This window comes from Bordetella genomosp. 7 (genome assembly GCF_002261415.1).
In the GTDB taxonomy this organism is placed as follows: Bacteria; Pseudomonadota; Gammaproteobacteria; order Burkholderiales; family Burkholderiaceae_B; genus Bordetella_A.
This window is the reverse complement of the sequence record NZ_NEVI01000015.1, coordinates 214,948-236,291: the sequence shown is the minus strand read 5'-3', so window position 1 is coordinate 236,291 and position 21,344 is coordinate 214,948. Positions and strand designations below refer to the sequence as shown.

The following is a 21,344-nucleotide window of genomic DNA, read 5'->3' as shown; positions in this document are numbered from 1 at the left end:
TATCACCCTTGATTTGACGGCGATGGCCCTGGCGGTCGTCAAGCCTTGGCCGACCGTATTCCATCCAGATTCCTGAAGCACACCTCGCGCGCAATCGCCAGAAAATCGCTGATGAAAGGTGCTTCGGTGTCTTCCGCACGCACGGCCGCATACAAGGTGCGCCAAACGCCACCGGCGCCCAGGCGCACCAGGCGCAGCCAACCGTGGGGTAGATATTCGGTCAGTGCCCAATTGGGCAGCGCGGCCACGCCCCGCCGGCTGGCCACCAGTTGCAAGATGATCGGGGTCAGCTCGGCCTTGCGAATCGCCGCCGGCTCGACGCCGGCGGGATCCAGAAAGGCCGTGAAGACGTCCAGGCGCTGCCTGTCCACAGGGTATGTGATCAGCGTCTGGTCTGCGAGCTGTTCGGGTTCGATATGACGCGACATCGACAGCGGGTGCGACTCGGCCACGGCCAGTACCAGCTCATATTTGAATAGCGGCAAGTACTCCACGGCTTCCAGCCGTTGCGGATCGGACGTAATCACCAAGTCCAGGTCGCCCCGCACCAGCGCGGGCAAGGGCGCGAACGAGAAGGCGGCCGACAGATCCAGCGCCACATCGGGCCACTGCGTTCGAAACGCATCCAGCGCCGGCATCAGCCACTGAAAACACGAATGGCATTCGATGGCCAAGTGCAGCCGGCCTGTGCGGCCGGCGGCCAGCTTTTGCAATTCACGCTCGGTACTGCGCAGCCGGGGCAACACTTCGTCAGCCAGTGCCAGCACCCGCAGCCCTGCGGTCGTCAACCTGGCCGGCCGGGTGCGGCGATTCAATAGTGGCGTGCCCAGGCGGGTTTCCAGGTCCCGCAACTGATGGGACAAGGCCGACTGCGTCAGGTGCAGACGTTCGGCGGCCTCTTGCAGGCTTCCGCCGTCGCGAATCGCAGAAAGGGTTTCCAGGTGGCGAATTTCGAGCATGACCAGAACACAGACACAGGCCAGCCGCTACATCGGTAGATGGCAGCCGCGGGTTTTATGAGAAATATTCATTAAATGTATGTCTACATTGATTTTGCTGCAAGCAGACTTACGCGGACAATACGTCTTTATTTGAATAAAACAGAATGTACTGGGCGATTATATGATTATTACTCATATCTTGGGTTTCCCGCGTATCGGCGCACAACGTGAACTGAAGCGGGCGCTGGAAGCGTATTGGGCAGGCCGGCAGACGGCGGACGAGCTGGCACAGGCCGGGCGGGACCTGCGGGCCGCGCACTGGCATCGCCAGGCGGCAGCCGGCCTGCAATTCGTGTCAGTGGGTGATTTCGCCTGGTACGACCATATTCTGGAATGGACCACCCTGTTGGGCGCGGTGCCGCCGCGCTTCGGGCAGCCCGATGACCAGCCGGTTGCGCTGGACACACTGTTTCGCATGGCCAGGGGCCGGGCGCCGTCGGGACGGCCGGCGGCTGCATGCGAAATGACAAAATGGTTCGACACCAACTACCACTACATCGTCCCCGAGCTGACGCCCGGGCAAAATTTCCGCATAGCGCGCGAAACGCTCTTCGAACAGGTGCGCGAGGCCCAAGCGCTGGGCTATCAGGTCAAGCCGGTCATCCCCGGGCCGCTGACCTGGCTGTGGCTGGGCAAGGGCGACGCCTTTGGAGACGGCCCGTCCGACCCGGCCAAGCTGCAGTTGCTGCAAAGCCTGTTGCCTGTGTACGAACAGGTGTTGTCGCGCCTGGCTCGCCTGGGGGTGCAATGGGTACAAATTGACGAGCCCATTCTGGCGCTCGATCTGCCGCCAGTGTGGCGCGAGGCGTTCCGTACGGTGTACCAACGGCTGGCCGATACCCCGCTGAAGTTGCTGGTGGCCACCTACTTCGGCGGCCTTGGAGACAATCTGCCCACCGCGCTGGCGTTGCCCGTGGCGGGGCTGCATGTGGACCTGGTGCGGGACCCCGGCCAGCTGCAGGCCGTGGCCGACGGCCTGCGGCCCGGCCAGGTGCTGTCTGCCGGCGTGATCGACGGCCGCAATATCTGGCGCAGCGACCTTGACGCCATACTGGCACGGTTGGCAACTGTCCATCCGCAGTTGGGTTCTCGTCTCTGGCTGGCGCCGTCGTGCTCGTTGCTGCACGTGCCTGTGGATCTTGCCGGCGAGACTGAACTGGACGCCGAGCTGCAGAGCTGGCTGTCCTTCGCCGTGCAAAAACTCGACGAGCTCGGCTTGCTGGGCCGCGCACTGGCGGACGCCGGGGCGCCGGCGGTGCTGGACGGCCTGCAGCGCCAGCGAGCCGCCCTGCAGGCGCGCCGCAACTCGACTCGCATCCATAATCCGGTGGTGGGGCGTCGCATGGCAGAAGCGGCCACGGTATCGCGCGAGCGGCCGCCGTTTGCCCAGCGCATCACCCTCCAGCAACAGACGCTGAAGTTGCCGGCATTTCCCACCACCACGATTGGCTCCTTCCCCCAGACCGCCGAGATCCGGGCGCTGCGCCGGGACTGGAAGGCCGGCACGCTTGGCGATGGGGCATACGAGGCCGCGATCCGCAAGGAAATCGAGGCGGTCATCCGGTTCCAGGAAAAGATCGGGCTGGACGTGTTGGTGCATGGCGAGCCCGAACGCAACGATATGGTCGAGTATTTCGGCGAACTGCTGGCGGGTTTTGCCTTTACTCGCAATGGCTGGGTGCAGAGCTATGGGTCCCGCTGCGTCAAGCCCCCCGTTATTTTCGGCGATGTCGCGAGGCCGGCGCCAATGACTGTGGGCTGGTCTTCCTACGCCCAATCGCTGACCGACAAACCGGTCAAAGGCATGCTTACGGGGCCGGTCACCATTTTGCAATGGTCGTTCGTGCGTGACGACCAGCCGCGCGAGCAAACCTGCCGCCAGCTGGCACTGGCCTTGCGCGATGAGGTTGCCGATCTGGAACAGGCAGGCATACGGGTCATCCAGATCGACGAGCCGGCCATCCGCGAGGGCTTGCCGCTGCGTCGCGACGACTGGCAAGCCTATCTGGACTGGGCGGTGGATTGTTTTCGCCTTTCTACCTCCAGCGCGTCGCCGGATACGCAGATCCACACCCACATGTGCTATTCGGAGTTCAACGACATCATCGAGGCGATCGCGGCCATGGACGCCGATGTCATCACGATCGAAACCTCGCGTTCCAACATGGAATTGCTCAAGGCGTTCGAGGAATTCGAGTACCCCAATGACATCGGGCCGGGCGTGTACGATATCCATACCCCCAATGTGCCCGAAGTGGACTGGATGGTGGAGCTGATGCGCAAGGCAGCGGCGCGCCTGCCCAGGGAGCGGCTGTGGGTGAATCCCGACTGCGGGCTCAAGACCCGCGCCTGGCCGGAAACCGAGGCGGCGCTGGTCTGCATGGTCGAAGCCGCCCGGTTGTTGCGCGCCGCCTGACCGGCTGGCCGCCCGGCCACCCTGCGGGCAGGCGGCGCACCCATGGCAGGGCGGGCGCCGCCCCGGGGCCAAAACTGATGCGCGACGGGGGCCGGGGGGCTGCGTTATACTCCCCGGGATTTGCTGCTTTGCGTCAAACGCCCCGAAGCGCAGGCCACTTTCATGCCTTTGCCACCACCCACCGTCTCTCGCCATCCGCTGCACACGCGTACGATACGCGTGCAGACCTACGGGCGCGAAGACGGTCTCTGGGATCTGGAGGCCGAGCTCATCGATACCAAGGCGTACGATTTCCCACGACACAATGGCGAAATCTTCCCGGCCGGCAGCCCGGTCCACCACATGCATCTGCGCATCACCATCGATGCCGCATTCAATATCGTGGCGGCCCAGGCGGCGTACGACGCGGCTCCCTACGGACAACAGTGCACGGCCGTCGAGTCCTCGTACCAGGATCTCGTCGGCATGAACCTGCTCAAGGGATTCCGGCGCCAAGTCAAAGAGCGTTTCGGTTATACCGCCGGCTGTACCCACATGACCGAACTGTCGCAGGTGCTACCTACCGCGGCAGTGCAAACCATGGCTAACCGCCGACGCCAGAACAGCAATCCGGACGAGCGTCCTTTCCAGCTTGACGGCTGTCATGCCCTGCGCACCGACGGCCCGGTGGTACTTCAGCATTATCCCAAGTGGCACACAGGGGGTAACGCTGAAGCGGCGGCGGGCGCGATCTCCGACTCCTCCTCTTACTCTCATTCGTCCTGACAGGTAACACATGAAAATCCACGAGTATCAAGGCAAGGAACTGCTGAAGCAATTTGGCGTGCCCGTGCCGCGCGGGATTCCCGCTTTTTCCGTCGACGAGGCCGTGGCAGCCGCTGAAAAGCTGGGCGGGCCGGTATGGGTCGTGAAGGCGCAGATCCACGCCGGCGGCCGTGGCAAGGGCGGCGGCGTGAAGCTGGCGCGCTCCATCGACGAAGTGCGCAAGCTGGCTTCCGAGATCCTGGGCATGCAGCTGGTCACTCATCAGACCGGCCCTGAAGGGCAGAAGGTGCGTCGCCTGTACATCGAAGAAGGCGCCGACATCAACAAGGAATACTACGTGTCGCTGGTCACCGACCGCGCCACGCAGAAGGTCGCCATCATCGCCTCCAGCGAAGGCGGCATGGATATCGAGGAAGTCGCCCATTCGACGCCCGAGAAAATCATCACCGAATACATCGACCCGCTGACCGGGCTGTCGGCCGAACAAGCCAAGCAAGTCGCACAGGCCGTGGGCCTGACGGGCGGCTCGGCCGACCAGGCCGCCGACGTGTTCCAGAAGCTCTACAAGTGCTACATGGACACCGATGCGTCGCTGGTGGAAATCAACCCCCTGAACTGCGACAGCAAGGGCAACATCATCGCGCTGGACGCGAAGTTCAACTTCGATTCCAACGCTCTGTTCCGTCATCCCGAAGTCGTCGCCTACCGCGACCTTGACGAAGAAGATCCGGCCGAAGTCGAGGCCAGCAAGTTCGACCTGGCCTATATCCAGCTCGACGGCAACATCGGCTGCCTGGTCAACGGCGCCGGCCTGGCCATGGCCACCATGGACACCATCAAGCTGTTCGGCGGCGAGCCGGCCAACTTCCTGGACGTGGGCGGCGGTGCAACGGCCGAGAAGGTCACCGAAGCCTTCAAGATCATGCTCAAGAACAAGGGCGTCAAGGCCATTCTGGTCAACATCTTCGGCGGCATCATGCGTTGCGATGTCATCGCCGAAGGCGTCATCACCGCTTGCAAGGCCGTCAACCTGAACGTGCCGCTGGTGGTCCGGATGAAGGGCACCAACGAAGAACTGGGCAAGAAAATGCTGGCCGACTCGGGGCTGCCCATCATCAGCGCCGACACCATGGCCGAAGCGGCCACCCGCGTCGTAGCCGCCGTCAAATAAATTGCCAAGGATTCACAAATGTCGATTCTGATCAACAAGGACACCAAAGTCATCACCCAAGGCATCACGGGCAAGACGGGCCAGTTCCATACCCGCATGTGCCGCGAATATGCCAACGGCAAGGCCGCGTTCGTGGCTGGCGTCAACCCCAAGCGCGCCGGCGAAGATTTCGAAGGCGTGCCCATCTACGGTAGCGTCCAGGACGCCAAGAACGAAACCGGCGCCACCGTTTCGGTCATCTATGTTCCGCCCGCGGGCGCCGCAGCCGCCATCTGGGAAGCCGTCGAAGCCGAGCTCGACCTGGTCATCTGCATTACCGAAGGCATTCCCGTGCGCGACATGCTCGACGTGAAGAACCGCATGAAGGCCAAGAACAGCAAGACGCTGCTGCTGGGCCCGAACTGCCCCGGCCTCATCACCCCCGACGAAATCAAGATCGGCATCATGCCCGGCCACATCCACCGCAAGGGCCGCATCGGCATCGTCAGCCGCTCGGGCACGCTCACGTACGAAGCCGTGGCGCAGGTCACCGAGCTCGGCCTGGGCCAGTCCAGCGCCGTGGGCATCGGCGGCGATCCCATCAACGGCCTGAAGCACGTCGACGTGCTCAAGCTGTTCAACGACGATCCCGATACCGATGCGGTCATCATGATCGGCGAAATCGGCGGCCCGGACGAGGTGAATGCCGCCCAGTGGGCCAAAGACAACATGAAGAAACCCGTGGTCGGCTTCATCGCCGGCGTTACGGCGCCTCCGGGCAAGCGCATGGGCCACGCCGGCGCGCTCATCTCAGGTGGGGCCGACACCGCCGACGCCAAGCTCGAGGTCATGGAAGCCTGCGGCATCCGCACGACTCGCAACCCGTCCGAAATGGGCAAGCTGCTGAAGTCCGTGCTGTAATTCGCGCACGCTTGCTGCGCAAGCCCGTCCCTGCGGCGGGCTTTTTCATGGGCGCCCCAATTGCCGCCGATCAGGAATTTTTCCTTGCGCGTCAAAAGGGGCGGGCGCAAAGCTGAACTACAATAATAGATTCGCAAACTGGATGGGGCCTGGGTTCCGTCCGCACCGGTGAGCCGCCGGCGCGCGTTCGTTTTCTATCAAAATACCCTGGGGGTCAAAGTGCTTGAATTTTTCCAGACGCTGAGCTGGGCGGCCGTGTTCCAGATAATCCTGATCGACATCCTGCTGGGTGGCGATAACGCAGTGGTCATCGCCCTGGCTTGCCGCAACCTGGCGCCCAAACAGCGCATGCAGGGCATTCTGTGGGGCACCGCAGGCGCCATCATCCTGCGCGTCGTCCTCATCGCCTTCGCCCTGACCCTGCTCACCATTCCCTTCCTCAAGGTGGTCGGCGCGTTGCTGCTGCTCTGGATCGGCATCAAGCTGCTCATTCCCGAAGACGACGGCCACGACAAGATCTCCGGCGGCACGTCCATCGCTTCTGCGGTCAAGACCATCATCGTCGCCGACTTCGTCATGAGCCTGGACAACGTCATTGCCATCGCCGGCGCGGCCCAGAATGCGCATGCAGACCACCAGATCGGCCTGGTTGTGTTCGGCCTGATCGTCAGCGTGCCGATCATCATCTGGGGCAGCACGCTGGTGCTCAAGCTCATCGATCGCTACCCGCTGGTCGTCACCTTCGGGGCAGGCCTGCTGGGCTGGATCGCGGGCGGCATGCTGGTCACCGATGTGGTCATCGTCAATCAATTCGGCGAACAGCCCACCGCCGTTAAAATCGCCGCCGAGGTCATCGGCGCGCTGTTGGTCGTCATTGTGGGGCGCTGGCTGGCCAGCCGCAAAACTGCGTCCAAGGAATCCGCTCATGAGTCTGCGTAAATCCGGCAACCCCGAATCAGGCCTCAGCCTGCTTCAGGGGCTGACCGTGCTTGCCATCATCGGCATCATTGCCGCGGTCATTTTCTCCAGCCTGGCCTGACGTCGTTCGTGTCCACGCCGCAACGTCTCGTCATTGCCACACGCGCCAGCCGGCTTGCCCTTTGGCAAGCCGAGCATGTGCGTGACCGCCTTCGCGCCCTGTACCCCGCTTGCTCGGTCGAACTGCTTACGCTTACCACGCGTGGCGACCAGATTCTCGACCGCACCTTGTCCAAGGTGGGCGGCAAGGGCCTGTTCGTCAAAGAGCTCGAAACTGCCTTGCTCGACGGCCGTGCCGACCTGGCCGTGCACTCCCTGAAAGACGTGCCGGTCGATCTGCAGGCCCCGTTCGAGCTGTGCGCCGTACTCGAACGCGCCGACCCTCGCGATGCATTCGTGTCCGGCCAGTTCGCCAGCCTGGCAGACCTTCCTGCCGGCGCTGTCGTGGGTACATCCAGCCTGCGGCGCGAATCCCAGATACGCGAGCGCTACCCGCACCTGACGGTCAAGCCGTTGCGCGGCAATCTGGATACGCGCCTGGCAAAGCTCGACCGCGGCGAGTACGCCGCCATCGTGCTTGCCGCAGCCGGCCTGCAGCGGCTTGGAATGGCCAGCCGCATCCGGTCGCTGCTCGAGCCCGAGGACAGCCTGCCGGCGGCGGGGCAGGGCGCGCTGGGTATCGAAATCCGCGACAACCGGCCCGAGCTGCGCAACTGGCTTGCGCCGCTGGCCTGTGCGGACACCACCGCCTGTGTGGTCGCCGAACGGGCAGTGTCGCAATTGCTGGGCGGTTCCTGCCAGGTGCCGCTGGCCGCCTATGCGCAGCTCCAGGGCGACGTCCTGACCTTGCGAGCGCTGGTGGCCCAGCCCGATGGCACGCGCGTGATCCGCTGCCAGCACGCCGGCCCGGTGGAGCAGGCGCTGGCCATCGGCCAGGCGGCGGCGCAAGACCTGCTTGCCAATGGCGCTGACGCCATCCTGACCCAACTGCAAGACCCCCCGGCATCCTGAACGTCCCGCATGACGCGGCGGCGCCGGAGGCGCCGCTTGCCTCCAGCGGGGGCTTGCGTAGAGAGTGCCCATGTCGCGCATCGCCATCCTGACCCGGCCGCATGGCCGTAACGACACCCTGGCGCGTGCGCTGGCACGGCAGGGCTGGCAAGTGCTGGAATTGCCTGCACTCGAAATCCAGCCGTTGCCTGCGCCGCCGGCCGGCGTGCCGTTGCCGCAGCACTATGATCTGGTGGTGTTCGTCAGCGGAAACGCCGCGCGCCTTTATATGGCGCAGCTGCAAAGCGCGCCTGGCGCGCCGGCATCGTGGCCGTCCGGTACGGTGGCTGCCACGGTCGGTCCGGCCAGCGCGCAGGCCTTGCGCGATCTGCCCGGGTTTGGCGCGGATACAACAGTGCTGTGCCCGTCGGCCGATGCGCCCAGCCACGATTCCGAGGCCCTGTGGGCGCTGCTTTGCGAACGGGGCCACAAGCCTCGCCGCGTGCTGTTGGTGCGTGGCACTCAGGGGCGTGACTGGCTGGCCAACCGCCTGGAACAGGCGGGCGCCGAAGTGCAGCGGCACGCCGTGTACCAGCGCCAGCCGGCGCCCTGGCCACCGCAGGCCGTGCACCAGCTGCGGGCATGGGCCCAACAGGGGCGGCAACCGGTCTGGCTGCTTACCAGCGGAGAAGGAATCGCCGCGGTGCAGGCCCAGCTGCAACGGCATGGTCTGCAGCACTGGTGGCAAGCCGCCCGCTACATCGTGACACATCCTTCGCTGGCCAGCCGTCTGCCACAAACGGCAGGTGGCGACGCGGCGGCCCCGATGGTACAAATCTGCTTGCCTGTAGATGAAGCGATCCTCGCCGCTTTTGTTGCGGCTTGAATCGAAGTTTTGGCACTTCACCGAATACAATCGCGTCTATGACAGACCAGAACCCCGCTACTGAACCGGCCGCTTCTGCCGCTGCCCCGGGCGCCGCATCGCCCACTACGCCGTCGCCCGGCACGCCCAGGGCCAAGCCCAGAAAGCCGGGCAATGCCGTCGGGCCGCTGACCGTGGCGTTAGTCATCGTGGTGCTGCTGGCCGTGGGCCTGGGCTGGGCGCTGTGGATGCAGCGTCAACAGTTCCAGACGTCCGGGCGGGAAATCGCCACGCGCCTGGACGCGCTCGAACAGTCGGTAGCGCTGAGCCGCAAAGAATCCCGCGAGGCGCTGGCGCTTGCTCAAGGCCAGACCAGCCGCATAGCCGAACTGCAAAGCCAGGCACAGGAAGCCAAGACCCGCTACGACGACCTGCAGCAAGCCTGGCAGACCTTCAGTGGCGGAGCCAGCGACGAGCTGCTGGCCAACGACATTGAACGATTGCTGGTGCTTGCCAACCAGCAACTGCGCCTGGCCGGCAACGTCAACAATGCCATCGTGGCGCTCGAAACCGCCCAGGCGCGCCTGGCGCAGGCAGATCGTCCACGCTTTGCCTCGCTTCAGCAGAGTATCAATGGCGATCTCGATCGTCTGCGCGGGGTCGCCACTATCGACATCGCCAGCCAGGCGGGCCGTATCGACCGCCTGGCCGGGCTGATCTCGAAGGCGCCCATGCTGGTGCCCGACACCGTGGCGCGCGCACAGGCGCCCGCGCAGAACGCGTCGCCGGCTCCTGCCGCGCCGCCCGCCGTCCCCGATCCCAAGGCCGCTTTGCCTGCCGACGCAGCATGGTGGCAAGTGTGGCGCGCCGAAATCGCCTCGTGGCCGGGTCGCGCCGGCAGCGCGCTGGCGCACGAACTGGGCGACCTCATCAGCATCCAGCGCGTGGATCGGCCCGACGCCCTGATGTTGTCCGCAGAACAGTCCGAGCAGGTTCGCGCGGCGTTGCGGCAGCGCCTGATGACCGCGCAGCTTGCCATGTTGATGCGGCAGCCTCAGATCTGGAACAACGAGCTCGATAACGTCGTGCAGGCGCTGCGCACCTATTTCGATGCCCGCTCGACGGATACCCAGGCGGCGCTGCGGCTGGCCGAAGACCTGGCCCAAACCGACATCGCGGTGCGCATGCCCGATCTCAGCGACAGCCTGGCCGGCGTGGCCGCCTTGCGCGCCGCCGGCTTTGACGCCACCGACAAACAGGACTGACGCATGCGTACCTGGTTCTGGACTCTGCTGCTGGCGGTCGTCGCTGTTGCGCTGGCCGTGGTGTTGCGCGCGCACGCGGGCAATGTCGTGCTGCTGGTTGCGCCGTGGCGTATCGAACTTTCGCTGACGCTGGCGGTATTGCTGATATTGGCGCTATTCGTGGCGCTGTACGTCGGCCTGCGCATGTTGGCGTGGCTGCTGGCCATACCCGACCGCATGCGTGCCTGGCGCGGCCAGCGGGCCCAGGCGCGCGACCACGACCTGCTCGAACGCGGCTGGACCGAACTGCTCGAGGGCCGGTTCGCACATGCCGAAAAGAACCTGACCAAGCTGCTTGAGCAAACCCGCGTGGCCAGCCGCCGCGTATTGGCGGCGCTGTCGGCGGCCCGCGCCGCGCATGGCCTGGGCGAATTTGAACGCCGTGACCGATTGCTCGAATCCGCCCGCGAGCATGCCAAGGGCAATGCCGGTTTGCAGGAAGCCATCGCCACTGTCTCGGCCGACCAGTTGCTCGATCAGGGCAGGGCACAAGAGGCGCTGGCCGTACTGGCGCCTTTGCAAGACGGCGGGGTTCGGCATTTACATACCATGCGGCTGCTGCTGCGCGCCGAAGCCGCCCTGGGTCACCACGAGCGCGTGTTCACCCTGGCTCGCGGCCTGCGACGTCGCAACGCGCTGTCCAAAACCGAAGCCGAACAGCTTATCGATACCGCCGGCGCGGCCCGCCTGCGTGCGGCAGCGGCCTCGGGCTCCGATGCATGGCGTGCGGTCTGGAAAGACCTGAAGAACGAAGAACGCGTCCTGCCCGAAATCGCGCTGGCCGGCGCCACTGCCTTCGAGGCGGCCGGTGAACCTGTCGAGGCCGCGCGCATTCTCGAAGCCGCGATCCCCGTGCATTTCATGCCGGCACTGGTGGCGGCCTATGCCCGCTGCGACAGCGAACAGGTGCCGCGCCGCCTGGCCAAGGCAGAAGCCTGGCTGCAGAAACGCCCGACCGATGCCGATCTGCTGGCCGCCCTGGGCATGCTGTGCCTTAACGGCCAGTTGTGGGGTCAGGCCGAGCGCTATCTGCAGCGCAGCCTGGGCTTGCGCAACGATTCCCACACGCATGCCCTGCTGGGCAGCCTGTACGACCGCCTCGACCGTCCGGCCGATGCCGTGCGCCATTGGCGGCTGGCCACCGCAGCCAGTATGGCGCTGCCCGTCCTGGCTACCGACCACGCCTTGCCGGCGGCCGAGATGTCGGCCGATCCGCTGCACCTTGATGCCGAAGGCGAGTATTCCGCGTATCCGCCCGAACCGCCGCTGTCCGAAGGCGCGCTTGCCTATGCCGAGCCCCCGCCCGTGGCGGCCCCTGCAGATTACGTGCTGGATCCTGATGCCCGCATCGCCGGCGCTGAAGGCGCGAGCGCCGTCGAACCCGAGCCCCGGCCGGCCGAAACCGCCGATAGTGGCGGCATCGACCAGTACTTCGACAGCGCGCCCATTCCGGTGTCGGCATTCGATGTGCCGGTACCCACCTACGGCACCACAGCGCCTGAACCGTCCACATCCCCCGAAGCTCAGCCCGACCCGGGCGCGGGCGACAAAAATTCTTCTTCAAACAAACAAGGTTGAACCATGAGCCTCGATCGCGTGTCATCCGGCAAGAAGCTGCCGGATGACTTCAATGTCATTATCGAAATCCCCATGAACGCCGACCCGGTCAAGTACGAAGTCGACAAGGACACCGGCGCCGTGTTCGTCGACCGCTTCATGCTGACCGCCATGCACTATCCGTGCAACTACGGCTACATCCCCCAGACCTTGTCCGACGATGGCGACCCCGCCGACGTGCTGGTCGTCACGCCTTTCCCCATCCAGGTGGGCGCCGTGGTGCGCTGCCGTGCCCTGGGCGTGCTCGAAATGGACGACGAGGCCGGCGGTGACGCCAAGCTGCTGGCCGTGCCGGTCGACAAGCTCTACCCGCCTTACCGCAACATCAAGTCGTACGAAGACCTGCCCGCCGACGACATTCAACGCATCCAGCACTTCTTCGAACACTACAAAGACCTCGAAAAAGGCAAGTGGGTCAAGGTAAAGGGCTGGCAGGGCGTCGAAGCCGCCCAGGAAGAAATCCTGCGCAGCGCCGAGCGCTACCAGAAGGCCTGAAGTTCGTTTCCCGCACCGTGGGCGTGCCGCTGGCGCGCCCCGGGCAGCGCCGGCGTGCCGGTGCGTGACCAACAGGGTTGTCATCACAACATGGACTACGTTTTTCCTCCGTCGCCTCCCGTGGCGCTGCCCGTGGCTGGAAGTCACGCGCTGCTGCCCGTGCGGCGCGTGTACTGTGTCGGGCGCAACTACGCCGAGCACGCCAAAGAAATGGGCTTCACGGGCCGCGAAGACCCGTTCTTCTTTTCCAAGCCGGCCGATGCGCTGGTGCCCGTGCCCGACGGCCAGACCGGCGCCATCTCTTACCCGCCCAAGACCGCCAACCTGCATTACGAAATGGAGCTGGTCGTGGTGCTGGGCAAGGGCGGCAAAGACCTGTCCGTTGAACAGGCCGGCGAATGCATCTGGGGTTATGCGCTTGGCCTGGACATGACGCGGCGCGACCTGCAGGGCGAAGCCAAGAAGCAGGGCCGTCCCTGGGAAGTCGGCAAGGCGTTTGACCAGTCCGCGCCCATAGGCCCCGTGCATCCGCGCAGCGCCACCGGCCTGCTCGAACGCGGCGCCATATGGCTGGACGTCAACGGCCAACGCAAGCAGGCCAGCGACATCTCGCAAATGATCTGGAACATCCCCGAAAGCATCGCGTATCTGTCGGGCCTGTTCGAACTCAAGGCTGGCGACCTCATCTTCACCGGCACGCCCGAAGGCGTGGGCGCCGTGGTGTCGGGTGACGAAATGGTCGGCGGCGTAGAGGGCCTGGGCGAACTGCGGGTACGCATCGCCTGAGTTTTCCTGTTTGTTCATCTACGGCACCAAGGAGCTAGCATCATGAGGGCAAGAGTCATGCTGACGGCGTTGATCGTGTTTGGCGTCGTGCTGCAAGGCTGCAATACCGTGGCGGGCATGGGCAAAGACGTATCCCGTGCCGGCAACGCCATTACGACCGCGGCTGAACGTTAAGCTTTAGCCGCCAGCTTCAAGACCACGGCCCTTTGCGGGCCGTTGTTGTTTCTATGGCAACGGCGTGGGCGCGCCGGTTGCCATGCGCGCCGATTGCGTCCACCTCGGTATCCGCGAATTTCCCGGACATCGGCCTCCATTCAGACTACAGCTTCTGTTCATTGAAAGGGGCTGGATATGGTTCGATGTGTTTCCCGGCAACGGGGCCAAGGGATGACCGAATACATTATTGTGGTGGCGCTTATTGCCGTTGCCGCCATCGCGGTGTATCAGTTGTTCGGTCAGGTGGTGCGTTCGCAAACCGCCGCCATGGCACGCGAACTCGCGGGTGAAGATGGCAGCAGCGAGTCCAAGGCCGCGCAGTCGGCCGCCGGCAAAGCCGCGGCGCAGACCAAGGCGCGCTCGCTGAAGTCCTTTACGGGCAACGCCAAATGACCACTGCGCCGCGGCATCTGCGCCGCATGCCATCTGCGCAGGCGGGGCAGGCGCTGCCTATCGTATTGGCGCTGGCGGCCGTGGGCGGCATCGCACTGGTGGCGCTTTACAACGTCGGCCAGACCGCTGCGGCACGGCTGCGCCTGACACATGCCGCCGACGCGGCCGCATACAGCGGCGCGCTGGCACAAGCCCGAACACTCAATCTGCTGGCATATATCAACCGTGCGCAGGTCGCGCACCAGGTCGCGATGGCGCATCTGGTCACGCTGGCATCCTGGGCTCAGTTCGGGCAGGCCCAGGCGCGCCAGCAATCAATACGCAATCCGCCTGCTTCGCTGATCGGCGCGTTGTTCGGCCCGTCGCTGGGCGCCGCCTACGCGCGCGCGTCCCATACCGGCGATGCACTGCCGGGCCTGGCTCAGGCTTTCCAGCAGCACGATCAGATCGTGCATCAGGTGCTGCAACAGGCAGCTGCCTCTGCGGTCGAACATCTGCCGGCGTCCAGGCAGCAAACCATGCTTCGGGTGCTGCACGCAAATTATCCCGAGTTCTATTCCAGCCCGGGTTCGCAGGCCACCGCGGGGGCGAGCCCCTTGCAATTGCTTGAATCCGGCGGCCTCGCCGATGCCGTGCAACGCGTCAGCGGCAATACGCCTACCCATTTGCGCGGCATGGCCGAATTGGCGGCCAGCCGCTACGACTTCCTGCGCCCGCGCACGCTTACGCGCCACAGTGCTTGGATCGTTCACCGCCGTTGCCCGACTCGCCGGCACGAACTGCGCCGGCGCGGGGGCACCTGGCTGGGCGCCGACGGGCGATGGGGCGCACAGGACACGCTTTCCTATCACGCGCTGCGATCAAATCGCTGGATCGGCTGTTACTACCGCGAATACGCCATGGGTTGGGGGCAGGGCGGCCGCGCCGCACCGGGTTCGGACGAATACATAGAAAAGCCGCCGCACGACTTTTCGCAACAAGACTTCTGGCGTTGGGTGCACGAGCATACATCCTGGGACATTTTCACGGGTCGCACCAATCCCATGGCAGGCTCCTATGCCGTGGCCGGCGCAGCGCGCTGGCGCTCCAGGGGGTTGCCTTCCTACTTCGAACTGGCTCGTCATGCGGCGAACGCGCCGCTGCGTTTTGCCATCCAGGTCCGCCAGTCGGCGGCGTCGCTGGCCACCACAGATGCCGCCAGCCAAGTGCGCGCCCCGACAGGGCGCTACGCGTATCGCGGGCTGCGCATGAGCGAATCGGTAACGGTGGCCAGCGCTGCAGAAACGTACTTCGCGTCGCCGCCGGGGGCGGCAGACGAGCTGGCGGGCCTGTTCCGCCCCTACTGGCAGGCGCGCCTTAGCCCATTGGCGTCCACTGATGTGTTCGGAGCATTGCCATGAACCCCTTGCGCAGCGGATGCCGCATGCGCGGATACGCCATGGCCGAGGCGTTATTGGCATTGGCCGCAATCGCTATCCTATTGCATGGCATGGCGGTGCTGGGCGGCATGCAACGGCGCGGCCTGCAGGCTGCCCAGTTGGGCAGGCATGCAGCGTTTGCGGCGGCTCGTGGGCAGACCGATGTCCCGGCTTGGCTGCGCGCCACCATCACCACAGGCAGGCCCGCATCCACCGACGCCCATCTGCAGGCCGGCAATGCCGCGGCGGTGGCGCTGGCCCGCGACTGGCTCCAGGCCGATCCCCGGCTGCGTTACGCGGCCGCACGTGTGCATGCACAGAGCGGGGCGGCCTTTGTGCAGGCGAGCGAGCCGGCAGCCCTGTTGCCGGTGCGGGGCCATACGGCCATCGCGCAGAACGCGGGGCACGCGTACGGGTCGAGGGCTACCGCAGCTCGGCTGTCGGTATCCGCGATGGGCTGGCGCGATGCGGCACTGGCGTCGCAGCGGGCCGCGCAGGCGCTGCATCGCAAGCTGCAACCTGTAGATGCGCCTTGGGGCCGGGGGGCATGGACCACCGATTGGCTGACGCCTTGGGCCGATCTGTCGCCATCGGCAGCGGGGCGATGATGAAGGCAACTCCGTACACGATCCTACTCCGGTTTGGCCGGGCCATTGCGTGCGTCTTTGCCTTGTTGGCATGCCCGCTGGCCATGTCGGCCGCATACCCGGCAGGCCACCAGGTCGCGGGCGACCTGAATCTGCCGCCAGGCAGTACGCAGGCGGCAGTGGGGCAGGGCATGCGTCTGTTTGGCGCGCCGGCGGATATACGGCTCGTCGAGATCCCCTTGTCAGTCGAACGCGCCATCGCTGCACTGACCGAGCTTTATCCGGTCCTGGCCGATCTGGGCGTTTTCCCGGGGCTGGCGGTTCTGTCCGGCGCCATCGGCCGCGATCTGTGGCTGGTGTCCCTGCAAGCGAGTGGCGCGCAACACACGCGCGGCACGGTGGCCGTGCTGCGTCCCCATCCAAACGCTGCGGCGTCGTTGCCACGGCGGCCCGACTGGCTGCCCGGGTCTGCCCGCTTGCGATTCGACTTCAGCGATGAGGCGGACGGCGTGCATACGCGCCAGCAAGTCTGGACACTGGAGCAGCCGCTGGGCAAGCTGCGGGCAGCCAGTACGCAAGGCTTGCGCGTGCAGGGCTGGCAAGCCGTGGCGAGCGGCGGTGCTGCCGAACACTGGGTGCGCGACCGTACCTCTTTGCAGCTGGTGTATGTGGCAACAGGCGCGGTCAGCGGCGTTCTGGTTCACGAACACACAAAGGACGAACCATGAAGCCTGCCTTACGTGAACACCTGGGCCGCCTGCGTGCGGTGGGCGTATACGGGTTTGCGCTGATTGCGGGGCTGTTGGCCGCTTGGGCAGCGCAAGAGCATATCCAGGCGCGCGTGCGCGAAATAGAGCGGGAAGCCGAAGTCGCCACGGCCGAGCGCCTCGTAGCGGCTGTCGACCTGCCGGCCGGCACCCGGCTGCTATCGGCGCACCTGGCCGTGCGGGGCATACCCCTGCCTTGGCTGGCCAGCGGCTCTTTCGATGCCGATGCCGCCGATTACGTTATCGGCTCGATCCTTTCCACAGACATCAAACAAGGCGAGACAATACTCGAGGCGCATCTGGGCGCAGATATTCCCGAGCCGCCCCTGTCCGACCTGGTGCCGGCCGGCCGGCGGGCCGTTACCTTGCCGGCCGAAGAAATCAACGCGGCGCCCGGCGTATTGCGGCCCGGCGACCTCATCGACCTGTACGTCTCGTTCGCGCATCGCGGACAACAACTTACGGCGTCGCTGCTGCAAGGCGTGCGGGTGCTGGCCATGAACGACGCCGCCGATGCGGCGGCGACCATCACGCTCGATGCCTCTGCGCAGGATGCGGTCAAGCTCGTGGCCGCGCGGCACGGCGGCACGCTGACCGCCATGCTGCGGCACCGTGGCGACCTCGATGCCTGGCAGCCGCCAGCGTCGGGAAACCTGGCAGGGTTGATGGGCATCGACACCAAAGTTGCCGGCGCCCGGCCTGCCGTGTCCATCCTGTATGGCGACCGGCTGGACATCGAAGCCGGGCTGCCTCACTCCGATGATGACACCGGCGTCGAACCCGCCGGGCGGGTGCTGCCATGAAACCGGTCGCCCGGATTGCCTGGGGGCTGGGCGTGACGCTGTTGCTGGCCGGCGTAGACGCAACAGGCAGCGCGGCATTGCTGACCCTGGAAGTCGGCCAGACCCATGTGCTTCGCCATGCCGAGGTTACCCGCGTTGCGGTCGGCAATGGGCAGGTAGTCAGCGCAGTTTCGGTAGACGGCCGCGAGGTTGTGCTCTTCGCGCGCCAGGAAGGCGCATCTTCCGTGCACGTCTGGGCGCCATCCGGCGTCGCGGCGGCCTACGAGGTGCAAGTGCGGCCCGCAGGCTGGGCAGTGATACAAGACGAAGTCCAGTCGTTGGTGCGGCGCATTCCCAAGGTTCGCAGCAGTGTCGTGGGCAGCAATATCGTGCTCGAGGGTGACGACCTGACCGACGACGATCGGGCTCGCGTCGCGTCGCTTGCGCAACGCTACCCGCGCATACTCGATTTCACCGGTCAGGTAGGCTGGGACAGCATGGTCCTGCTCGATGTGCAAGTGGTGGAACTGCCGCGCTCGCGCCTGCGCGAGTTTGGCGTTCAGTGGGACACGGTGTCGCAAGGCGGCCTGCACGCCGGCGGGGTCTGGCAACCCGCTTCGGCCGTGCAGCCGAATCATGCAGCACCGCCTCCGTTGGCCATGCAAGGAATGGGCGCAGGGGGCTATTTCGGGGTCAATGCGATGATGTCGGCGCGCCTGGCCGCCATGGCGCAGCGGGGCGAGGCGGTGTTGCTGGCCCAGCCGCAATTGTTGGCGCGCAGCGGCACCACGGCGTCATTCCTGGCAGGGGGCGAAGTCCCTTACAGCACGACAGACGCCCAGGGCAATACGGTGACCGAGTTCAAGCCCTATGGGGTGTCATTGAACATTACGCCACGCATTGACCGCAACGGCGCCATCCGCTCGCGCATCGAGGTCGAAGCCAGTTCCGTCGATACCTCGTTGAGCGTGGCAGGCGGCCCGGCGTTGCGTACGCGCCGCGCCTCTACCGAATTCAATGTGCGGTCGGGGCAGACGCTGGTACTGGGAGGCTTTCTGTCGCGCGAGCGCTCCGAAGAGCGTACCGGCTTGCCAGTGTTGCAGGACATCCCCGTGCTGGGCGCCCTGTTTTCATCCCGACGCGATCAGCACAAGGAAACCGAACTGGCGATCTTCGTCACGCCGCGCGTCGTTTCGCAAGACCACGCCGAACTCGCGCAGCGCGTGCAGCAAGGGCGTCACGTGCTCCAGCAGGCTTTCCCCGACCCGGCCGCACTGGGCACGGCCGTGCCGGGCCCGGGTTCCCCCGATTGGGGGGCTTACATGGGTCCGGGATCGCAATGGCATCTTCCCCGGCAGTTTTCCTCGCAATCTGGCTTGCCATGAATACGCTACACCTGAGCATCACCTTTGAAGACGGGCAGCAAAAATCTGTCGACGCGCCAGCGCCCGTGCTGATAGGCCGCGCTGCGCAATGTGGGCTGCGCATCGCCAACTGGCGCGTCGCCAAGCACCACGCGCGGCTGGTACAGCATGAGCAGATCATCGAACTCGAAGACCTGGGCTCGTTCGGCGGAACATTCGTCAATGGCCATCGCGTGGCCGTGCATCGGCCGGTACTGCCAGGCGACGACATTCTCATCGGCCCCTGCCGCATCAGGGTGACTTTGCCTGAAGTTTGTCCGGAAAGCGATACCCGTGGCCAGGACGGCGCAGGCGCAGTCGCCGACACTACCGCGGCGGCGCCGGTACCGCAGGCGGATGGAGCCGCATCGCTGGCCCTGTTGCCGCATCGCCGCCGGCTGCATGCGGCATTGCTGCAGGCGCTGGATCTGCGTCGCCGGGACGTGGCGGGCATGAGCGATGGCTTGCTTCGCAGCGAGGCCCAACAAATGCTCGACCGTATCGCCGCCGACGATGCGGAGATCCCGGCCAGTGTCGACCGGGCGGCGCTGTGCCGCGACGTGCTCGACGAGGCGGTCGGCCTGGGGCCGCTGGAACCTTTGCTGACCGACAGCGGCATCAGCGAAATCATGGTCAACCGGCACGACGAAATCTATATCGAGCGTGGCGGCCGCCTGCTTCGTCACAATGCGGCTTTCAGCAGCGAGCAATCCGTAAGATGGGCCATCGAGCGCATTGTTGCGCCCATAGGACGGCGCATCGACGAAAGCGCACCCATGGTCGACGCGCGCCTGCCCGACGGCTCACGCGTGAACGCGGTGATACCTCCGGTGGCGCTCAAAGGCGCCACGTTGACCATACGCAAGTTCCCCGCACGTCGCCCGCTTATGGAAGATCTGGTGCGATCCGGATCCATTTCGTCTGCCATGGCCGAATTCCTGTACCTGTGCGTGCGCAGCCGCAAGAACGTGGTGGTTTCCGGCGGCACGGGATCAGGCAAAACCACCTTGCTCAACATTCTGTCCAATGGCATTCCCGAGGGTGAGCGCGTCGTCACCATCGAGGACGCCGCCGAACTGCGGCTCGACCATGCTCACCTCGTTGCCCTGGAGGCCCGGCCAGCCAACCTGGAGAACCGAGGCCGCATCGATATCCGCGACCTGGTGCGCAATGCCCTGCGCATGCGCCCGGACCGCATCGTGGTCGGGGAATGTCGCGGCGCCGAAGCGTTCGACATGCTGACCGCAATGAACACCGGCCACGAAGGGTCGTTGACGACGCTGCACGCCAATTCACCACGCGATGCGCTCGGGCGCCTTGAGGCCATGGTGCTCATGGCGGGCATGGACCTGCCCTTGAGCGTGGTGCGCGAACACATCGGCGCGAGCATCGATATCATCGTCCAGCAGGCGCGTATGTCCGACGGTCGCCGCCTTGCCACATCCATCGTCGAAATCACAGGCATGGAAAGCGGCCGTATCCAGTTGCAAGAGCTGTTTCGCTTTCATCGGGCCGGCGGGTTCCAGGCCTGCGGGCTGCTTCCCAGCTTTACCGAGGAATGGCGCGCGGCCGGCATCGCATTCGACGCCGGGCTGTTCTGCGGCGACGCCAGCGCGGCGCCAGGCCTGCCGACATCATGATCTGGGTGGCAGCCATCATGTCCATGGTGTGCTCGGCCTTGATCGCCTGGCGCGTGCAAGCCTGGTTCGGGCCGGCGCTGCAGCGCTACCGCCAGGTTTATACCCAGGACGCGGCGATCAAGCTGAGCGAGGTGTTCCTGTTTATCGATCCCGCCCAACTATGGCTGGCTGCAATGCTGCTGGCGGCTTCGGGCGGGCTGGCAGCGTGGGCCGCATCGGACAGCCTGGCGCTTGGTGCGATTGCCGCGCTGCTGGCCCTGCGCTTGCCTCGCTACATGGTGGGCCGGCTACGCCATCGGCGGCTGGCTCTGTTCGAGCAGCAGCTGCCCGGCGCGCTGCTCGCGCTGGCCGCCGCCTTGCGGGCAGGAGTGGGCTTGTCGACGGCGTTGCGCCATATCGTGGATCACAGCGAGCCGCCGCTGGCCCAGGAGCTCGGCCTGATACTGCGCGAGCAGCGCCTGGGCGTGTCGTTCGACGCGGCGCTGCAGAATCTGGGGCAGCGGGTGCCGGCCGAATCCACCTCGCTGGTCATCGCGGCGATGGGGGTGGCGGCGCAGACGGGTGGCAACCTTGCCGAAACGCTGGACGGCATCGCGCGTACCTTGCGCGAGCGCCTGGCTCTGCAAGGCAAGGTGCGGGCGCTGACTGCGCAGGGCCGTTTGCAGGCCTGGATCGTGGGCGCCTTGCCGCTGCTGTTGATGCTGGTGCTGGATCGCATGGAGCCCGAAGCCATGGCCGTACTCTGGCACACCCCGGCGGGCTGGGCCGTTCTGACGGCGGTAATTCTGCTCGAGGCCACCGGCATCATGCTCATCCGGCGCATCGTCGATATCGATATCTGAGCCGGGAG

The 21,344-nt window shown here is 65.5% G+C and carries 21 protein-coding genes; 20 read left to right on the top strand and 1 reads right to left on the bottom strand.

What is annotated here, in order from left to right; all coding sequences use genetic code 11:
- Nucleotides 1-38 precede the first annotated feature (38 nt).
- Nucleotides 39-959, bottom strand: coding sequence for a LysR family transcriptional regulator (locus tag CAL18_RS10280; RefSeq protein ID WP_026638284.1), 921 nt, complete (start codon nt 957-959; stop codon nt 39-41).
- Nucleotides 960-1,122: 163 nt separating this feature from the next.
- Between CAL18_RS10280 and metE the strand changes: the two genes are divergently transcribed.
- The 20 genes from metE to CAL18_RS10180 all read left to right on the top strand — a co-directional run bounded on the left by metE (nt 1,123) and on the right by CAL18_RS10180 (nt 21,336).
- On the top strand, nt 1,123-3,417 hold the full coding sequence (gene metE / locus CAL18_RS10275; protein WP_094817803.1) for a 5-methyltetrahydropteroyltriglutamate--homocysteine S-methyltransferase: 2,295 nt from the start codon (nt 1,123-1,125) through the stop codon (nt 3,415-3,417).
- Nucleotides 3,418-3,579: 162 nt separating this feature from the next.
- Nucleotides 3,580-4,182, top strand: coding sequence for a DUF2889 domain-containing protein (locus CAL18_RS10270; protein WP_094817836.1), 603 nt, complete (start codon nt 3,580-3,582; stop codon nt 4,180-4,182).
- Between the two features lie 10 nt (nt 4,183-4,192).
- The gene (sucC, locus tag CAL18_RS10265) at nt 4,193-5,353 is read left to right on the top strand and encodes an ADP-forming succinate--CoA ligase subunit beta (protein ID WP_026638281.1); all 1,161 of its coding nucleotides are present in this window, start codon (nt 4,193-4,195) and stop codon (nt 5,351-5,353) included.
- A gap of 18 nt (nt 5,354-5,371) precedes the next feature.
- On the top strand, nt 5,372-6,253 hold the full coding sequence (sucD, locus tag CAL18_RS10260; protein WP_026638280.1) for a succinate--CoA ligase subunit alpha: 882 nt from the start codon (nt 5,372-5,374) through the stop codon (nt 6,251-6,253).
- A gap of 219 nt (nt 6,254-6,472) precedes the next feature.
- Nucleotides 6,473-7,192 carry a TerC family protein gene (locus CAL18_RS10255; RefSeq protein ID WP_026638279.1) on the top strand — a complete coding sequence of 240 codons (720 nt, stop codon included), beginning with the start codon at nt 6,473-6,475 and terminating at the stop codon, nt 7,190-7,192.
- A gap of 108 nt (nt 7,193-7,300) precedes the next feature.
- Nucleotides 7,301-8,242 (top strand): hydroxymethylbilane synthase, encoded by a 942-nt coding sequence (gene hemC, locus CAL18_RS10250; protein ID WP_094796299.1) that lies wholly within the window; start codon nt 7,301-7,303, stop codon nt 8,240-8,242.
- Between the two features lie 70 nt (nt 8,243-8,312).
- Entirely contained in the window at nt 8,313-9,107 is a 795-nt protein-coding gene (locus CAL18_RS10245; RefSeq protein ID WP_094817802.1) for a uroporphyrinogen-III synthase, read from the top strand.
- A gap of 38 nt (nt 9,108-9,145) precedes the next feature.
- Nucleotides 9,146-10,351 (top strand): uroporphyrinogen-III C-methyltransferase, encoded by a 1,206-nt coding sequence (locus CAL18_RS10240; RefSeq protein ID WP_094817801.1) that lies wholly within the window; start codon nt 9,146-9,148, stop codon nt 10,349-10,351.
- Between the two features lie 3 nt (nt 10,352-10,354).
- A complete protein-coding gene (locus CAL18_RS10235; protein ID WP_094817800.1) occupies nt 10,355-11,968 on the top strand; it encodes a heme biosynthesis HemY N-terminal domain-containing protein in 1,614 nt (537 codons plus the stop codon).
- Between the two features lie 3 nt (nt 11,969-11,971).
- The gene (gene ppa / locus CAL18_RS10230; RefSeq protein ID WP_094817799.1) at nt 11,972-12,502 is read left to right on the top strand and encodes an inorganic diphosphatase; all 531 of its coding nucleotides are present in this window, start codon (nt 11,972-11,974) and stop codon (nt 12,500-12,502) included.
- Nucleotides 12,503-12,592: 90 nt separating this feature from the next.
- Entirely contained in the window at nt 12,593-13,288 is a 696-nt protein-coding gene (locus CAL18_RS10225; RefSeq protein ID WP_026638272.1) for a fumarylacetoacetate hydrolase family protein, read from the top strand.
- A gap of 42 nt (nt 13,289-13,330) precedes the next feature.
- Entirely contained in the window at nt 13,331-13,462 is a 132-nt protein-coding gene (locus CAL18_RS10220) for an entericidin A/B family lipoprotein (RefSeq protein WP_026638271.1), read from the top strand.
- Between the two features lie 177 nt (nt 13,463-13,639).
- A complete protein-coding gene (locus CAL18_RS10215; RefSeq protein WP_038851904.1) occupies nt 13,640-13,897 on the top strand; it encodes a hypothetical protein in 258 nt (85 codons plus the stop codon).
- Nucleotides 13,894-15,297, top strand: coding sequence for a hypothetical protein (locus CAL18_RS10210; RefSeq protein WP_249278398.1), 1,404 nt, complete (start codon nt 13,894-13,896; stop codon nt 15,295-15,297). Before CAL18_RS10215 ends, CAL18_RS10210 begins: the two co-directional genes overlap by 4 nt.
- On the top strand, nt 15,294-15,923 hold the full coding sequence (locus tag CAL18_RS10205; protein ID WP_094817798.1) for a hypothetical protein: 630 nt from the start codon (nt 15,294-15,296) through the stop codon (nt 15,921-15,923). The genes CAL18_RS10210 and CAL18_RS10205 overlap by 4 nt, the downstream gene beginning before the upstream one ends.
- An 83-nt stretch (nt 15,924-16,006) precedes the next feature.
- Complete coding sequence (locus tag CAL18_RS10200) at nt 16,007-16,630, top strand: hypothetical protein (RefSeq protein ID WP_141217758.1); 624 nt, start codon at nt 16,007-16,009, stop codon at nt 16,628-16,630.
- A complete protein-coding gene (gene cpaB, locus CAL18_RS10195) occupies nt 16,627-17,472 on the top strand; it encodes a Flp pilus assembly protein CpaB (RefSeq protein ID WP_094817796.1) in 846 nt (281 codons plus the stop codon). The genes CAL18_RS10200 and cpaB overlap by 4 nt, the downstream gene beginning before the upstream one ends.
- Nucleotides 17,469-18,836 (top strand): type II and III secretion system protein family protein, encoded by a 1,368-nt coding sequence (locus tag CAL18_RS10190; RefSeq protein ID WP_094796305.1) that lies wholly within the window; start codon nt 17,469-17,471, stop codon nt 18,834-18,836. The genes cpaB and CAL18_RS10190 overlap by 4 nt, the downstream gene beginning before the upstream one ends.
- Complete coding sequence (locus tag CAL18_RS10185) at nt 18,833-20,494, top strand: ATPase, T2SS/T4P/T4SS family (protein WP_094817795.1); 1,662 nt, start codon at nt 18,833-18,835, stop codon at nt 20,492-20,494. The genes CAL18_RS10190 and CAL18_RS10185 overlap by 4 nt, the downstream gene beginning before the upstream one ends.
- On the top strand, nt 20,491-21,336 hold the full coding sequence (locus CAL18_RS10180; protein WP_094817794.1) for a type II secretion system F family protein: 846 nt from the start codon (nt 20,491-20,493) through the stop codon (nt 21,334-21,336). The genes CAL18_RS10185 and CAL18_RS10180 overlap by 4 nt, the downstream gene beginning before the upstream one ends.
- The last annotated feature ends 8 nt before the right edge of the window (nt 21,337-21,344 follow it).

Excerpts from the sequence above, each read along its gene's own strand:
- CAL18_RS10270 (WP_094817836.1), top strand. The coding sequence starts at position 3,580 with ATGCCTTTGCCACCACCCACCGTCTCTCGCCATCCGCTGCACACGCGT.
- CAL18_RS10215 (WP_038851904.1), top strand. The coding sequence starts at position 13,640 with ATGGTTCGATGTGTTTCCCGGCAACGGGGCCAAGGGATGACCGAATAC.
- sucD (WP_026638280.1), top strand. The coding sequence starts at position 5,372 with ATGTCGATTCTGATCAACAAGGACACCAAAGTCATCACCCAAGGCATC.
- metE (WP_094817803.1), top strand. The coding sequence starts at position 1,123 with ATGATTATTACTCATATCTTGGGTTTCCCGCGTATCGGCGCACAACGT.
- ppa (WP_094817799.1), top strand. The coding sequence starts at position 11,972 with ATGAGCCTCGATCGCGTGTCATCCGGCAAGAAGCTGCCGGATGACTTC.
- CAL18_RS10280 (WP_026638284.1), bottom strand. The coding sequence starts at position 959 with ATGCTCGAAATTCGCCACCTGGAAACCCTTTCTGCGATTCGCGACGGC.
- CAL18_RS10220 (WP_026638271.1), top strand. The coding sequence starts at position 13,331 with ATGAGGGCAAGAGTCATGCTGACGGCGTTGATCGTGTTTGGCGTCGTG.
- CAL18_RS10210 (WP_249278398.1), top strand. The coding sequence starts at position 13,894 with ATGACCACTGCGCCGCGGCATCTGCGCCGCATGCCATCTGCGCAGGCG.
- cpaB (WP_094817796.1), top strand. The coding sequence starts at position 16,627 with ATGAAGCCTGCCTTACGTGAACACCTGGGCCGCCTGCGTGCGGTGGGC.
- CAL18_RS10180 (WP_094817794.1), top strand. The coding sequence starts at position 20,491 with ATGATCTGGGTGGCAGCCATCATGTCCATGGTGTGCTCGGCCTTGATC.
- CAL18_RS10185 (WP_094817795.1), top strand. The coding sequence starts at position 18,833 with ATGAATACGCTACACCTGAGCATCACCTTTGAAGACGGGCAGCAAAAA.
- CAL18_RS10245 (WP_094817802.1), top strand. The coding sequence starts at position 8,313 with ATGTCGCGCATCGCCATCCTGACCCGGCCGCATGGCCGTAACGACACC.
- CAL18_RS10200 (WP_141217758.1), top strand. The coding sequence starts at position 16,007 with ATGTCGGCCGCATACCCGGCAGGCCACCAGGTCGCGGGCGACCTGAAT.
- sucC (WP_026638281.1), top strand. The coding sequence starts at position 4,193 with ATGAAAATCCACGAGTATCAAGGCAAGGAACTGCTGAAGCAATTTGGC.
- CAL18_RS10240 (WP_094817801.1), top strand. The coding sequence starts at position 9,146 with ATGACAGACCAGAACCCCGCTACTGAACCGGCCGCTTCTGCCGCTGCC.
- CAL18_RS10235 (WP_094817800.1), top strand. The coding sequence starts at position 10,355 with ATGCGTACCTGGTTCTGGACTCTGCTGCTGGCGGTCGTCGCTGTTGCG.
- CAL18_RS10225 (WP_026638272.1), top strand. The coding sequence starts at position 12,593 with ATGGACTACGTTTTTCCTCCGTCGCCTCCCGTGGCGCTGCCCGTGGCT.
- CAL18_RS10190 (WP_094796305.1), top strand. The coding sequence starts at position 17,469 with ATGAAACCGGTCGCCCGGATTGCCTGGGGGCTGGGCGTGACGCTGTTG.
- CAL18_RS10205 (WP_094817798.1), top strand. The coding sequence starts at position 15,294 with ATGAACCCCTTGCGCAGCGGATGCCGCATGCGCGGATACGCCATGGCC.